This is a genomic window from Mesorhizobium sp. M5C.F.Ca.IN.020.29.1.1, assembly GCF_003997375.1.
Lineage (GTDB): Bacteria > Pseudomonadota > Alphaproteobacteria > Rhizobiales > Rhizobiaceae > Mesorhizobium > Mesorhizobium wenxiniae.
Genome location: NZ_RZSW01000011.1, coordinates 1 through 15,193 on the forward strand (window position 1 = coordinate 1; position 15,193 = coordinate 15,193).

The 15,193-nt window shown below is 58.2% G+C and carries 9 protein-coding genes; 5 read left to right on the top strand and 4 right to left on the bottom strand.

All coding sequences use genetic code 11. From position 1 onward, the window contains the following. Positions 1–1,267: 1,267 nt before the first annotated feature. Positions 1,268–2,158 carry a BRCT domain-containing protein gene (locus EOA85_RS02075; RefSeq protein WP_127208161.1) on the top strand — a complete coding sequence of 297 codons (891 nt, stop codon included), beginning with the start codon at positions 1,268–1,270 and terminating at the stop codon, positions 2,156–2,158. 730 nt (positions 2,159–2,888) lie between these two features. Here the strand turns inward: EOA85_RS02075 and EOA85_RS02080 are convergent. The 4 genes from EOA85_RS02080 to EOA85_RS02100 all read right to left on the bottom strand — a co-directional run bounded on the left by EOA85_RS02080 (position 2,889) and on the right by EOA85_RS02100 (position 9,082). Continuing rightward, positions 2,889–4,277, bottom strand: coding sequence for a pitrilysin family protein (locus EOA85_RS02080; protein WP_127208162.1), 1,389 nt, complete (start codon positions 4,275–4,277; stop codon positions 2,889–2,891). A 4-nt stretch (positions 4,278–4,281) separates the two neighbouring features. Further along, positions 4,282–5,859 carry a pitrilysin family protein gene (locus EOA85_RS02085; RefSeq protein WP_245485566.1) on the bottom strand — a complete coding sequence of 526 codons (1,578 nt, stop codon included), beginning with the start codon at positions 5,857–5,859 and terminating at the stop codon, positions 4,282–4,284. A gap of 1,223 nt (positions 5,860–7,082) precedes the next feature. Continuing rightward, a complete protein-coding gene (locus tag EOA85_RS02095) occupies positions 7,083–8,372 on the bottom strand; it encodes a HAMP domain-containing sensor histidine kinase (RefSeq protein ID WP_164759449.1) in 1,290 nt (429 codons plus the stop codon). A gap of 50 nt (positions 8,373–8,422) precedes the next feature. Continuing rightward, complete coding sequence (locus EOA85_RS02100; protein ID WP_127208165.1) at positions 8,423–9,082, bottom strand: response regulator transcription factor; 660 nt, start codon at positions 9,080–9,082, stop codon at positions 8,423–8,425. A 163-nt stretch (positions 9,083–9,245) separates the two neighbouring features. Between EOA85_RS02100 and EOA85_RS37225 the strand changes: the two genes are divergently transcribed. The 4 genes from EOA85_RS37225 to EOA85_RS02115 all read left to right on the top strand — a co-directional run bounded on the left by EOA85_RS37225 (position 9,246) and on the right by EOA85_RS02115 (position 14,972). Then, positions 9,246–9,404: a hypothetical protein gene (locus EOA85_RS37225; protein ID WP_164759450.1), complete on the top strand. Its 159-nt coding sequence runs from the start codon at positions 9,246–9,248 to the stop codon at positions 9,402–9,404. Between the two features lie 738 nt (positions 9,405–10,142). After that, the gene (locus tag EOA85_RS02105; RefSeq protein WP_245485567.1) at positions 10,143–11,309 is read left to right on the top strand and encodes an efflux RND transporter periplasmic adaptor subunit; all 1,167 of its coding nucleotides are present in this window, start codon (positions 10,143–10,145) and stop codon (positions 11,307–11,309) included. A 4-nt stretch (positions 11,310–11,313) separates the two neighbouring features. Further along, positions 11,314–13,260 (top strand): MacB family efflux pump subunit, encoded by a 1,947-nt coding sequence (locus tag EOA85_RS02110; RefSeq protein ID WP_127208166.1) that lies wholly within the window; start codon positions 11,314–11,316, stop codon positions 13,258–13,260. 320 nt (positions 13,261–13,580) lie between these two features. Then, positions 13,581–14,972: an efflux transporter outer membrane subunit gene (locus EOA85_RS02115; RefSeq protein ID WP_127208167.1), complete on the top strand. Its 1,392-nt coding sequence runs from the start codon at positions 13,581–13,583 to the stop codon at positions 14,970–14,972. Positions 14,973–15,193: the final 221 nt, after the last annotated feature.

The following is a 15,193-nucleotide window of genomic DNA, read 5'->3' on the forward strand; positions in this document are numbered from 1 at the left end:
CGCTTTCCCGCGCTGCGCCTGGCCGTGGCGCCCGAAGAACTGAAGTTGCGCAAGGAGATCATCACTGGCGGGTTCGAGGAGTTCCCGGTGCTCTGGTGATGCGCGGACGCCGCCGGGAATCGCGATCATTCTCCGCAATTTGCCGGCGCGCCTGGCGACAGGCTCTCTATGACAACGCGTAGCAGCGTCGTCGAAGATTCGTCTGAGGTTCCATCTCGGAAGCGTATCGATCCTCGAAACAATCCCGGTCAAAGATTTACCGAAGGCTCGGATCAATACCGGGGGCTGGCAGCGCCGTCTCCGCCAATTAGCGCTAGGTTCACTCCGGTCGAGAGTCCAGCCCGATGGATTCAGCGCGGAGAAAGCGTGCAGGTGAACGGAATCTCCATCGATGCGGGCATGTTCTACCTTGGCGGTACCTTCATCGGATCGAGTTCGGGCCGCGGCGACAATTGCCTGGTGGATCCGTCGTGCACTGTCGCGCCGTGTGGCAGCGACCTGGTGGGCGACCTCCTGCCATATTGGCCCTCTATTCGAACCTCCCTCAGATTGCCGGGCGGACCTATCTCGACTGGCTTGCGCGTGCGGAAGGAACGACCCGAGGCTCGGCATTGGTATGTCTTCCTGTTTTTCTAAGGCCTTGAGCGTCGCCTGTTCGTGGATGCCGCCACAGACGAGACGCCTGCATTGATCGCGGAGGTCAGGCGCCTCCTTTCCTCCACAGCGAAAATCATTCGTTCAAGAACTACGCGTCGAAATTCCTTGACGTGGCGGAACTCGTCAAAGACCCGAAAACCTCTCGCCCGGCACTCTCGCCCGATCTAAGGAACGGATACGAAATGCCGTTGTCCGTCAGGCTCCATCTAGGACGCAAACTCAGCTCCGCAGCTTCTTTCGACGGCACTGACGCACTCCTCTGGGTGTTGTCGCTTCCGGACACTTACCCCGATCAATAGTATGCGATGTATCGGTACAATCGCCCAACGCCGACTTGGTAGCAGCGGCTGAAGTGTGAAACAGACGAAACACGGGAGAGGGGGCGCACATGCGTGGGCCGCGAAGCGCTTGAGAAGACAGATACTTCACTGAATAATCTGGCGAACAGCGCGCCGAGCGTCGCATTGGTCAGCGGGGCCGTAGTGAAAAAAGGCGAATGCTGTCGTCTTTTTTTGATGTGTGTTCGGAGGCAGTTCAGTCTTTGTGAAATTACTGCATTGTGCCGAAGACCAGTCACCAATATGTTCAGAATTGCTCTTCAGGGGAGGGGATGATGGCGGAGTTAAAGTACGGCGGATCTGCGCTTGGGCGAATACACGCCAAGAGCAACGGTCGGAAGGTCGAGGCATACTGGCTGGGTTTTCTTGAGGGTGTCCTGGCCAGCGAATCCATTGAGAGCCTGGAGGTCGCCTCGATCCGAGCCGAGGCCGAGCAGTTCCTCCAGCTTTTTGGCGACACCGACGCCGCTGATCTCATCCAGGACCTCGACACCGCATATGGGGACTACCACAGGGAGATTTTCGAGATCATCTCCGGAATCGTTGACTATCGCTTGAGGCCGTTCTCCGAAAGCAGCTCAAATGACTGCTGCAACAGGTTCTTCGGCTTTTGTGCCGGGATCGCCTGCGACAATCGCCTGAAGATCAAGGAAGTCGAAAAGCTGATCGACCGCATCGACCGGAATCCTCAGCTGCTCGAGGACGCCAGGATTGCGGCTTTGAAGGGCGTAGCTGTTAAGGCGATATCGGACGGGCATCTATCGATGGAGGAAGAAGAAGACATCGCCGAATGGATAGTTCGATTGGTCGGCGATAGCTGCACAGACACAGGATTGCCAACGTACGGGAACACGCCATCGATAGACGGCGTCCTGAGAGATGCGAGCATGTTGGTGTTCGAGAACTCGGGATTTGTGGTGACGGGTGCCTTCAGTCTGGGGCCTCGAAAAATTATCGAAGGATGGATCGTGGAGCGGGGAGGGCTTGTCTCCAAGAGCATTTCCCGCAGCACCGACTACCTGATCGTAGCCGCCATCGCCTCGCGCGATTGGCTCCACAGTCATCAGGGAACTAAGATTATCGAAGCCCGGAAGCTTCGCGAGAGTGGCGGCCGCATACATTTCGTGGAAGAGCTTACTTTCCGCAAGGCGCTGGGCTTTTAGAACGGATGCAGTTCTGGACAAAGTTTGGAGCGGCCTTAACTTGCCACGGACATTCGCCCCAATGTCCTTGAAAGAGCCAAGACGAAAGTCGACAGCCAGTCAGCCTCGGCGAAGGCTGCTTTTGACTCCTAGCTTAAGGTCCTCAACGGTCACAATCCTGCTGCTCGTTTCCTCTATCGGAACCAGTAGGTTGCACTAGAAGCGGTCATTCTTGAGCAGATTTTCTACCGTCGCCTTGTGGCCGGTCACCATTACGACTTGCTCGATTGTGAAGTCCGCCTCGGCCGCATGGCCGGAGCGATCGCAAAGCGAATTATCGACGGGATGATCTGATAGCTGTGCCCTTGAAATAGCGCACGAGGGCCTCGATTCCTCGTCTGTAGGTCGCCAATCACATTCGTTGCCTCTACTGACCAGACCGAGGCCGGAAGAGGGCAACGCGACCAAGTTCCACCGGCTCACGTCGTTCGGTGGCCTCGCCATCGGCCAGGTAAGGGAATTGAGAAGCAGCAGAGATGTGCAGACCTTTTTGTGCAAACTAACGAAAGATCATCATACGTCCTAATGCATCTTCAGGTGCAACCTCCTTCTCCCCTTTGACATGTGGTCAACTCACACGTTCCGCACTGCATGGAGTCGAACGCCTACCTAGATGTTACAAATAGACATGCATGAAAGGGCACAACGTACTTATGTGCTGTTTCTATGGCGCCCCAGAGATTATTCGCCGTCATCGGACAGCGCCGAGGCGCAGGCCAACGCCCATAATGGTGGGCTCGGCCGAAAGCAGCTTCTTCGCCGCCGCCCTGACCTGGTCGAGCGTCACCTGCTCGATGAGGGCCGGGCGGCGCTGGATGTAGTCTATGCCGAGCTTCTCGAGCTGTAACTCGACAAGCGTGGCGGAAACCGACCTGGAGGAACCCAGATGGTCGATAGCATAGGAGCCGCTCAGATACTTCTTACTCGCTTCGAGCTCGGCCGCTGTTGGCCCTGTGTCCGCCAACTCCTTGATTACTTGTCTTATCAGGTCAAGCGACTCGGTCGCCCTGTCCGCGCGCGTCGACGTGGTCACGACTAGCGTGTTGGAATGCTGGTACCTTTCCAACTTAGAGGAGACACCGTAGGCAAGGCCGCGCTTTTCGCGGACTTCCTGGAATAGACGTGAGGTCATGGGCGAGCCTCCGAGTATATTGTTTATAAGCTGCGCGGCAAAGAATTCCGGATCGCTGCGTCCGATGCCGGGAAAAGCCAGCTGGAGCGAAGTCTGGGGCAGGTTGTATGCGACCAAGATCCACTGGCCGAGCTTCGGGGTGACATCAGGTACGGGCGCGAGCGCCTGCTTCTGAGGCAAATCACCGAACAACTGGTCTAGCCTTGCACTCAGTTCCTTGGCATCAATGTCGCCGACGACCGCCACGTGTAGCCCGTCGCGGGCGAAAGCGGACTTGTGGAAGGCGCTTAGATCGGCGGCCGTTATGCGGGCGAGGCTTTGCTTGGTACCCTCGTCTGGCCTGGAATACGGATGCGTGCCGTAGAGTCTGCGCCGCCAGGCAAGCTCAGCGATTGCGTGAGGTTCCCGCTCGTTGGCGATGATTCCGGAGAGAAGCTGGGCGCGGACGCGCTCGACCGGCTCCTGATCGAAGCGGGGCCTGTTCAACGCGAGCCTGATGAGATCGAAAGCGGCGTCCTGGTGCTCGGAAAGCATGCGCATCGAGCCATGGGTGCCGTCACGTCGCGCGTCGAAGCTCATCTCGGCGCCGGCATCGTCGAGCTGCACCTGAAAGGCGTCGCTGTCGTAATGGCCGGCGCCCTCGTCGAGCAAGCCGGTCATCAAATTGACAAGCCCCTCCTTGCCGGCCGGGTCCTGGGTGGTGCCGCCGTCGAAGACCAAATCCATGGTGACGATCGGCCGCGTATGGTCTTCAACCAACCAGGCGGTGATCCCCTTTTCAGATTTCACCTCCTGGATGTTCATCGCAGCACGGGCGGTGAGAGCCGGCCAAATCAGGAAGAAAATGGACACGAGAAGGATGGCTAGCCAGGTGGTGAGGCGCGCGGCCCTCCCTCCTTCAGCCGGAGAGGCCAATGCTTGTGCAATGTTGCGGATTTGGTTTGCCATCAGATCAATTCTCTGTCTTGGGCAAGAGATAGCCGGTGGTTGAATGGTCGGACGCGAGATAGCGGGCGGCTACGGCCTTGACCTGATCTGTGGAGACCTTGCGGATGCGGTCCGGCCATTGCTGGACGTCCTGAACGTTGCCGCCGGTGGCAAGCGTCGCGCCGTAGATGTTGGCGATGAACTCCTGCTCGTCCTGGGCGAAGATTGCCGAGCGGACATAGCGGTCTTTCGCCTTGTCCAGCTCGTCGCGAGTGACGCCATCCCTGGCGATGCGGGCAACTTCGGCATCCGCCGCCGCTTCGAGATCGGCGAGCTTGGCCGCACCACGCGGCGAGCCGTAGATGATGAAGCTGGTGGCATCCAGCATGACGCCCTCGAAATAGGCGCCGACCTCGGCGGCAATGCCCTGTTTCACCACCAACTGCTGGTACAGCCGGCTGCGGGTGCCACCGCCGAGGATTTCGGCTAGCAGGTCGAGCGCCTCGGCCTCGCCGGGTGAGGCCGTACGATAGGACGGCACCACCCATTGCGTGGAAAAGCGCGGCACTGAAATGCGCTCGTTGGTCAGCGTCAATGTGCGCCTGGTGTTCTGCACCGGCTCGACCGGGCGGATGCGGGCTAGACCAGGAGCCGCCGGCACCGTTCCATACGTCTTCTCGGCCAGCGCCTTGACCGTCTCAGGCTCGACATCGCCGGCCACCACCAGCACGGCGTTGTTGGGCGTGTAATATTCGTCATAGAAGGCCTTGGCGTCGGGCCAGTCCAGCTTCTCCATCTCCTGCATCCAGCCGATGACAGGTATTCGGTAGGGCTGGTTCTGCCAGAGCGTGGCGTCGATCTCCTCCCTCAGCAGCGCCTCCGGATCGTTGTCGACACCGGAGCGGCGCTCCTCCAGAATCACATCGCGCTCGGTCTGGATATCATCATCGGTGATGCTGAGGTTGAACATGCGGTCGGCCTCGAAGCTCATCATCTGCTCTAACGCGGAAGGCGCCACCGTCTGGTAGTAGGCAGTATAGTCATAGGAGGTGAAGGCGTTGTGCGAGCCGCCGATCTCGACCACCGCGCGGTCCAACTGGCCGGCTGCATGGTTGATCGTCGCCGCCTTGAACATCAGATGCTCGACGAAATGCGCGATGCCGGATTTACCCGGCGGCTCGTCGGCGCTGCCGATCTTGTACCACACCATATGGGTGACGATCGGCGCGCGGTGATCGGGGATGACGACAACCTCCATGCCGTTGTCGAGCAGGAAAGCCGTCGCCTTGATGTCATCGGTAGCCGCCAGAACCGGAGCGGTGCTCACGAAGGCCAGCGCGGTCGCAAAAAGTGTCCCGCGCAGCCAGCCAGACTGAAGATGTGCTGATGGCTTCTGTTGTCGTGACCGGCCGATGGGCAAAGTTTGAGGCAAAGTGAGTTGTCCCTTATGTTGAGGCTGTTGCGTGCTCGTCGCACTTAGTGGGAGAGAGTGGGGCGGTGGGCAGCCCCGAGCCAGATGAGCCATCAGCATGTTGCGAGGCCTGACTCGAGCATCATCTTTTAAGTGAATCAACGTGAGGGGCATTGTTTGGTTGGTGGTCATGGGATGGCTTCTCCTTAGTCTGTGAGGCGTTTGCGGGACCGCGCACGAACCGTGCCAAACGAGAAACTCGTTTCGGCAATGGAGTAATCAGACTCTGCTATGTTGCGGATCCGACATTGTCGGACATCGAACGCCGGCTTATGGGGAAGCGCGCGCCGCTTAACACGATATCTTCCCCGTCACTTGGGGCATGGCGGTGCTCGCCAGCAGGATGAGCAGATTCACGACAGAAGATCGCTGGCGGCGTGGCTAGCGCTAGGCCCGCGCCCGTCGGCAGCGTCGCCGCGCATTGATCTTCTGCTGCAGCCCGACCGGGTTGCTGCGGCCAAATCCGGACCGCAGCAACCTACATAGGCCTAGTACTTAGCTTGCTGGTCGTCTTGTTTGTTTGATTCGAGTGGTCCTTTTTCCCACATCGTGCACTCCACAGATTCAGGGAAAATCTCACATTCCCATCCGCTTCTGTAAGTGTCGGCCGGAGCCGGAGCGGTGGTCACCAGGGCCAGCGCGATCGCAGCAAGCGTCGTTCGCAGCCACTCAGACCGAAATTTCGTCGACGGCTTCGGGAGGCCCGGGGCGGCCACATTTTTTGGTGATGGAGTCATCGTATCTTTCTCTCGTTTCATTACGTGTTTGCGCATGATCCGGTGTCGTTTGCCATTGGCGATCGGCACGTCGGACGGTATTGACAAGGTCTCCTAGTTCATAAGAATCTCCTGTCGGTTTGCTCCCCCAACAACAATCGTTCTGGCAGAGCCAGCTGACAGTAGCCTGAAAGCTACCAACGATTTGCGCGACGTGGATCCTGCGGGGCCTAAGTTTTGTTAACCACGGTATATTTTCCCATCGACAACATCAGCGACTCGGATTCGAATGCTGATAATGAAAATGAAAAAAACCGTCTAGGCGAATAGGATAGACCACTTTCTCGTTACCGAAAAAGGCCGTTGAACACGCATTATATTATCCTATAACTGGCTCGCATGTCGAATGCGGTCGAAAGTCGACGTCATGACTGATGGCGAAGCGCCTTGGCCTTCAAAAAGGCCGCGGGATACTTGTCCCGTGCCAGTGAATCGGGATGTGGGTGCCGCGGCGAAAGCTGACTTCCTCTGGCGCGGGCCGCCGCAGGTTTGGTCACCAGCCATTCCGACATTCTCGTCGTCGACCGGCAGCGTACAAACCTTCCTTACGCCCAAGTTGGTCGCTGCAGCAAACCAGTGTCATCGAGGGATGCGAATGACCGCCTCAAAACCATCATCGCGACCACGGGCAGGCGAAGCAAAGTCAAGAGTGCCACCTATCCGCTTGATAACCATATCAGCGATGTGTAGGCCAAGGCCTGAGCCCGCCGCTGGAGTGGCACCACGCCTAAATCGCTTTGTTATCGCTTCAAGATCTCGGAGGGGCACCACCGGTCCCGCGTTTGCAACGGCAATGGTTCCATCAGTTCGGACGGAAACTCTTGCCGGAGTATCGGGCAGTCCATGCGTGAGCGCATTCTCGATCAGGTTACGAAGGAGGATGGCAAACGCATCTACGTCTACTTTACGCATCAAAGTGGGGCAGCTGTCCACATCAAGGATTAGGCGTCCGGCATATTGCGGCTTTTTCCCAAGGTCATCGATTTCTAGCCGAACCATTTCGATAAGATCGATCGCGTGGTCTGCGATGCCGATCCCCGATTCGGCCCGCGCGAGTTGAAGCAGTTTTTCGACAAGGTGGCCAAGACTCGACAGCGATTTCTCGATACCGCGCGCACGCGTTCTCGCCGGGCCCTGCGGAATTTCGACCACTAACCTCTGCATCTGAGCGAGCGAGCCTGCGATCGGCGTGCGCAGTTCATGTGCACTATTTGTGGCGAACTCGCGTTCGGCATCGAGGGTCGTCTGCAGACGTTCGAGAAGCCGATCGACGGAGGCCGCGATGGGGGCCAATTCTGCCGGCAGGCCGCTGGATCCCATCAGTGAGAGATTGCCGCCGTCGCGCAATCCGATCTCCTGTCGCAGTACTTCGATGGGCGCCAGCGACCGCCGGATCACGAACCATAAGAGGGCTATACTAAAGGGCAGGATCACGACCACCGAAACTAAGACGAAATTGAAGACGTGCAATCGGCCGCTATTGACTGTCTGGCGGCGAACATGGAGTGGTTCGGCCACCTGAAGAAAGTTGCCAGGTTGGACCTCCAGTGTATAGACGCGGTCAGTAACGGTTTGCGAAAAGCCTTTACGCAGTGGAGCATCAGGGAACGGCTTCACGTCTCCCAAAATCAAGATCACTTTCCCGCGTTTCCAAAGCTTGTACCGGTAGGTCCAAAATTTTTCGAAATTGGGTGCACTTTGAAGCGTGTTACGAATGGAATCGTCGTCCCATTTCCCTTTCAGCACTTCAATCATCGTTGGCTCCATCTTCTTGGCAGCTAGCTCCAGGAACTCGTCGGAGAGTTCGTTGCTAACTTTGCTCAGGCTGAACCAAGCACTGGCGACGACGGAAAACCAGGCCAGAAGCATTGCGCCGCCTAGCCACAGTATCAGCCTGCGGGTTATGCTGTGCGGGTTCGTCATGTGACTACGAACCTGTACCCGAAGCCACGCACTGTCGCTATTCGGTCCGCGCCGATCTTCTTGCGGATCCGGCTAACATACACCTCCACGGTATTGCTCTCAATTTCCGAACCTAAGGAAAAGAGTACGTCCTCGATCTTCGCCTTCGAAACTACCGTCCGGGGCCGGCACAGAAGGCAGTTGAGAACTGTCCATTCGCGTGCAGTCAGGTAGACCGTCTGCCCATCGCGGACGACCCGCCGCTCGGCCGAGTGTATGGACAGCGTCCCGACAGAATACATCGGCTCCGGGAACTGCCCATGACTACGCGCCACGGCGTGAATGCGCGCGGAAAGTTCGCCGAGATCGAACGGCTTGACCAAATAGTCGGCGGCACCTGCGTTGAGCCCCTTGATACGGTCCGAGACCTGATCGCGAGCTGTCACAATGATGACCGGTGTCGATTCAAGCCTCCTCCTCATCTCCCGCACGTAGTCTATGCCGTTGCCGTCTGGCAGGTGAATGTCGAGCAGAACAAGCTCGTAGGAGACCACACTTGCGTAGCCCCGCGCTTCGGACAGGTCCTTGGCCCAATCGACCGCGTGGCCATCAGCCATCGTATTTTCGCGTACAGCACTGCCAAGGTCCTTGTCGTCTTCGACGAGCAGTATGTGCATCAGAGGTGCCGAGCTCCAGTTCGAGGGCAGGATCCTTACCTTACTGACAGAACCTGACACTACGCTGAACCCCCCGTGGCACAAATGTCTGGAAGCTTTCAGGCTGCTGTCAGCTACGGGTGTCAGAAGGGCCGTCATTGGAACAAACGATTAGAAGGCCATTATGAACGCCATCCTGATCTCGGCACATTTTCTTAACGCAACCACCGTCGTCGCTGCACTGGCCGGCGGCAAATCCGACGTTGGGATCGCCGAATGGCGGCCCCGCCAAACGGTACTGATCAAGCTTGAATCGGCCCGAAGGCAGATACAGTCGCTTTAGACGGAAGACGGCTCGTCCGATGCCGTTGAGTCGCTGCGGACCTCATCATCGAAAATTCCGCCTTTTACATGTGCCCGCAATGCCAAGGATCCACTGTCATATCCTCAGTACATGATTCTCAAGCCTGAACGCGCCATCTCGGCCCATCCATTGGGAGCACCGAAGGTGATTGCTTTGCTGACCTAGACAGCACTCGTGGCTATGACCGTCTGGTTACAAGTGACGCCTTTCGAGCATCCAAAGGGTCGAGGAGGCCCGTGACCGCCTGCTGATCTTATGCCGACTCAAATCAAGTTGATATCGGCGGCGCCCTCGGAAGCTTCAGTACAGCCAGAACGTCGTTCGAAGCCATGCCACTCAGATGTATGCGTGCGCCTCTCATGCGTCGCTTGACAGGAAACCGTTCCCAGAATGCGGCCAAAGCAAAAGTCCAAAATTCGCAATTGCATTGGAAGGAGGGTTGTTCCGGCGAGCCTTCTCTTCGGTCCAATCGCGTTAGCGCTGGGCCTGCTGCTGCTAATTGCCTCCAAAGACAATGAATGCTCGCCCGGTGCTTCACTATCATCTTCACAGCCGCCGTGTGCCCGCGTTCGCAATCACGCTTCCGCGTCGGTCGCCACTTCGCAGCAGAAAAAGCTCTTGCCGGAGCCAATCTCTGTTCGGGTCGGTCAATGAGAGTCAATGCCGCTTCCGCGGCAAGCCATGGCAAAAACAATGTCTTCTGAGAGGAGCTGAGCGTTGCTGAAGGGTAAAAAAAGGATGCTCGTCTGGGGCTTAGGGATCGTCCCGGTGGCGTTTGCTATCGCTTCCGCGACCGGAGCTTTCGAACACAAAACGCGCGATCATGTCCTCACGCAACGCGTGATACTCGGTTCGGTCGAGGAGAGTGTCCTTGCGAACGGTGTTCTGGCACCTCTCCGTGAGGTTAGGGTTGGCGCCCAAACGTCGGGCCAATTGAAGGCACTGCATGTAAAGCTCGGTCAAGCGGTCAAGTTTGGAGACTTGATCGCCGAAATTGACCCTACGAAAGAGCAGCACAAACTACTCACCGCCCAAGCCAACCTCGTCAGTGCCAACGCGAGCCGCAAGGAAGCCGGAATACGACTGAAAGAGGCCGAATTGGAGTTCCTGAGACAGAAGACCCTGAGCCGGAACAAGGCAGGATCGGCGGCCGAACTGGAGAAAGCGCAAGCGATGTTTTTTGCGCAAGAGGCGTCAGTCGAGCAACTTGAAGCGCAGATCGATGAGAAGACGCTCGCGGTTGAGGAGGCTCGTGCAACCCTCGACCTTACGAAGCTAAGCGCGCCCATGGACGGCGTCGTTGTTGCTGTGCTGGCTCAAGAGGGTCAAACGTTGAACTCAAGCCAGGCCGTGCCGGCGATTGTGGTTCTTGCACAGCTCGACGTCATGCGGGTGAGCGTGCAGATATCGGAGATCGATATAGCGCGTGTAAAGCCAGGCCAGAACCTCCGCTTCACAATCCTGGGGGGCACTCGAGACCCTATTTCAGGCGTATTGGAAGAGATAGAGCCCGCGCCTCCATCGATTGCCGATGATAGCATGCCGAGCTCCAGAAAAATCGAAGCGGCGGCAGTCTACTACAACGGCCTCTTTTCCACACCGAACCCGGAAGGGCGGCTTCGGCCAAAGATGAACGCCTTGGTTACGGTTATTTCCGGCCAGGCCGAGAACGTACCACTCGTAGCATGGTCGGCTCTGACGGAGCCTGATGCGCATGGTCGCTACCGCGTGCAGCTTCGCACGCCAACCGGCGAACTCGCCGAGCGCCTGGTGACAATAGGTTTGACCGACAAAATCAAGGCGCAGGTACTCGATGGCCTCTCCGTCGGTGATGAAGTTGTCATCCCTGCCGTGGGAACGGGAACCAATGTTGGCCCGTGGTGATGAAATGACTGCACTCCTTGAAATCGAGAACGTCTCGCGGGTTTTCGCTGCCGGAGACGAGACCATTATGGCGCTGGCCGGCGTCAGCCTTTCTATCGCTGGTGGCGAACTGGTGGCGATCGTTGGCGCAAGCGGTTCGGGCAAAACGACGCTAATGAACATCCTGGGTTGCTTGGACCAGCCGAGTTCTGGTGACTATCGCGTCGCCGGCCGCAGCGTTGCCGGCCTGACCGCGGACCATCTTGCCGCGTTGAGACGGGAACATTTCGGCTTCATCTTCCAACACTATCAGCTTCTTGGAACGCTGAGCGCGGCCGACAACGTGGCGATGCCCGCTGTCTATGCCGGCCTCGACGCCGGCTCACGCCGGGAAAGGTCGAGATCTCTTCTGCGCAGGCTGGGTCTCGGTGATCGTCTCGACCATCGTCCGAACCAGCTGTCCGGCGGCCAGCAACAGAGGGTTTCGATTGCCCGCGCATTGATGAATGGCGGCCGCATCATACTTGCCGACGAGCCGACAGGGGCGCTAGACAGGAAGAGCGGCGAAACCGTCCTCGATACGTTGAAGGAACTTCACACCGACGGTCATACCATCATCATCGTGACTCACGACATGGAGATCGCAAGTCACGCTGACCGCATCATCGAAATCCGAGAAGGAGTGATCCTTTCCGACCGCCGGACGCGGGATCAGAAGACTAATGCGCCGCCGGCGTTCCAAGACAGCAGGCCCGTCGGTTCGCTCTCGGGGTTCAGGCGCCGCCTGGTGCAAGCCTTTCCGATGGCGATACGATCCATGGCTGCCGATCGCGTGCGTACCTTCCTCACAATGCTCAGCATCATTATCGGCATTGCGGCAGTTGTGGCGACCGTCGGTTTCGGCGAGGGCGCCCGTCAGAAAATTCTGCGCGATTTGGGAGGATTTGGAGCCAGCACCCTGCAGATCTCTCCGGGGCGCCATTTTGGTGACAAGGGTGCTTCGAGCATCAAGACCCTGGTCGTCTCGGATGCCGATGCGCTCGCCCACCACTCCTACGTCGATAGCGTGACCCCGGAAGTCCGAACATCCGCACAAATTGGTTTTGGGCCCATCTCCGTCGCGGCGACAGTCACCGGCGTCGGCCAGGATTATTTTAAGGTCAAAGCTCTCAAGTTGCTGAAGGGCTCATTCTTTTCAGCCGGAGCTATCTCTGAGCGCAGCCAGGAAGCGGTGATCAATGACAGGATGGCCGCAACTCTCTTCCCTAACGACGAATCGCCGCTCGGAAACATCGTCCTGATCGGGCGTGTTCCCGTCATTATTATTGGCGTCTTTGCGCCCCCACCGGCGTTTCGGTTTGACAGCCGGCTGGAGGTCTTACTTCCTTATACGGCCGTGAAAGGCAGACTTGAGGGTGCCGATTCAAGTCTTGACGTCCTGACGGTTCGGGTCGCCGATTCTGTCGACACGGCTGTCGCCGAGCGCGCCGTCGTCGGCCTGATAACTCGTCGGCATGGCACAAAGGACTTCATTGTTGACAACCTAGATCAGTGGCTTAAGTCGGTCGAAGGCACATCTCAGACAATATGGCAACTGACCTCCTTCGTGGCTGCGATCTCGCTGCTTGTCGGAGGCATTGGTGTCATGAACATGATGCTGATCTCCGCTACGGAACGGACCCGCGAGATCGGCTTGCGCATGGCCGTTGGAGCGCGCCGGATCGACATCATGCTTCAGTTCCTGATTGAGGCCGTCACAATATGCACCGCCGGTTCAATTCTCGGGGTGGCACTCGCGCTCGGCATCGCAACCGTATTGGGCGGGCCGGACAGCGAGTTTGCGATGATTATCTCCGCCAACGCTATTGTCGTTGCCTGCGCAGTAGCGCTCTGGATCGGCCTGATCTTTGGCTTCCTTCCTGCCCGTAATGCATCTCGCCTGAATCCCGTAGATGCGCTGTCAAGAGACTGAAAAATGACGCTCGTCCGATGGATCTTACCCTTGTCCTTTGTTGCTCGCGGGTTGCACCAGCCTGTCGAGCACATATCCTGGCCCGAACTCCCCGCGGCGGCCCGCTGGCCAACCGCTGCGGAAGCAAGTGCTATCCACGCCACGGCAGACCACTGCTGGCTGACGTTCGAGCTTTTTATCAACGAAAACTACGAGGTCCTCGTCATGGCTGCTGGCGCTAACAAGCCTCTCATTGGCGGTCTGCATCCGCCTCATCTTTCTTCGCCGGCCGCAACGCCTTGCGCCTAGGTCCGGTTAGACGCGCGCTCAAGAGATTGAAAATGAAGCCCATCAGACTGATCGTACCCGGCTGCCTTGTCTTGCTCGCCGGTTGCAGCCTATCGAGCACATATCTTCGCCCCGAACTTCCAGCCGGGCCCCACTGGTCGACCGCTGCGGCTGGAGGCGCTGCACAGGCCAGCAACGACCACTGGTGGCTGGCGTTCGGAGACGCCAATCTCGACAAGCTTGTCAGCGACGTCATCGGCCGAAATAATGAAGTCCTCATCGCGGCTGCTAACGCTTATCCTGCCCGACTTCAGGCAGATATCGCTGCGCACGCCTTACTCCCCAAGCTGGACGGCCAGGTCGGCGGGAGCACCAGCCAATCTCTCAACGACAAGGTCGCCTCGTCGTCGTGGTCGGCTTCCACCAGTGTATCTTATGAGATTGATCTGTGGGGCAAGCTTGCGGCAAAGAGGGACAAGGCGGATTTTGAGGCTTCCGCGACAGCGGAAGATTACGAAAACGCGCGCCTCCTAGCTATCGCCGGAACCGTCGACGCGTATTTCACGATCGCGCACGCCAATCAGTCGCTCGCGTCGGCGGAAACCAGCCTTGACCATGCCAAGCAGACTCGGGCGCTTGTGCGCGCCCAGGTTGCGGCCGGTGCAGTTTCATACCTAGACCTCAAGCAGGCCGAGCAAAAGGTCGAGGAGCTGGCGGCGGCGGTTTCGACGCGCAAACAGGAGCGCCTTGTACTGCGGAACGCCCTCGTTGGGCTCTTGAATGGCGCATCTAACCCTGTTCCAGAGCCGCAGCGCCTGCCGAGCAAGAAGCTGCCCCCGATCCAGGCTGGGCTGCCGGCCGACCTTCTCGCACGTCGCCCAGACTTGCGAGCCGCCGAGGCAAGGCTCCGTGCCATGCTGAAGAACGTTGATGAAACTCGGGCTAGTTTCTATCCGGCGATTTCACTCACCGGCACACTCGGCACCGGCGGCGAGCAATTGCTCGCGTTCATCTCCAATCCCGTTGCTAGGTTAGGTGCAAACGCTGCCTTGTCCTTCCTCAATTTCAAGGACATGAAGCTGCAGGTTGCGGTTTCGAGGGCACAGTATGAAAAAGAGGTCCTCAGATTCCGCGCTACTTTGCTCACGGCCTTCTCCGAAGTTGCCAATTCACTCGGTGCACGGGCCGACTATGCCGAACGGGTGCAACGCCTTCACAATGTCCTAGCGGCCGCGCAGGAAATTGAGCAGCTGCACGAGACCCGTTACCGGTCGGGTGCTATCCGCCTCACTACTTGGCTCGAGGCGCAGGAGGGCCGCCGCGCAGCTGAGACAGCGCTTGCCGATGCCCGTCTCGCCCAGCTGCTCAACGAATCGAAGCTGTACCGCATTCTGGGCGGCAGCGCTGCCAGATCCGGACCGGATGGCCGGAGCACCAAGAAGTAGCCAAGGTCAAAGGCGGGCTAGCTGAACGGCGTAGCGTCGAGCTGGCAGATCCCTCCCGAGATGCCTTGCGGCGTCTTAAAGGAACTATCCAAAGATGAACCGCAGTTCAGCAAAATTCTGCGCCAAATATTGAAGCCTATGGAGTCGCAAAAGTTGCTGGCTACGCGTGGGCGTGAATCCGCTTGTGACACTGCAACGCCTCAGCTAAGGATGCCCACCGA

Coding starts and splice junctions, on each gene's coding strand:
- EOA85_RS02075 (WP_127208161.1), top strand. CDS start 1,268: ATGATGGCGGAGTTAAAGTACGGCGGATCTGCGCTTGGGCGAATACAC.
- EOA85_RS02080 (WP_127208162.1), bottom strand. CDS start 4,277: ATGGCAAACCAAATCCGCAACATTGCACAAGCATTGGCCTCTCCGGCT.
- EOA85_RS37225 (WP_164759450.1), top strand. CDS start 9,246: ATGAACGCCATCCTGATCTCGGCACATTTTCTTAACGCAACCACCGTC.
- EOA85_RS02095 (WP_164759449.1), bottom strand. CDS start 8,372: ATGCTTCTGGCCTGGTTTTCCGTCGTCGCCAGTGCTTGGTTCAGCCTG.
- EOA85_RS02085 (WP_245485566.1), bottom strand. CDS start 5,859: ATGACCACCAACCAAACAATGCCCCTCACGTTGATTCACTTAAAAGAT.
- EOA85_RS02100 (WP_127208165.1), bottom strand. CDS start 9,082: ATGCACATACTGCTCGTCGAAGACGACAAGGACCTTGGCAGTGCTGTA.
- EOA85_RS02110 (WP_127208166.1), top strand. CDS start 11,314: ATGACTGCACTCCTTGAAATCGAGAACGTCTCGCGGGTTTTCGCTGCC.
- EOA85_RS02115 (WP_127208167.1), top strand. CDS start 13,581: ATGAAGCCCATCAGACTGATCGTACCCGGCTGCCTTGTCTTGCTCGCC.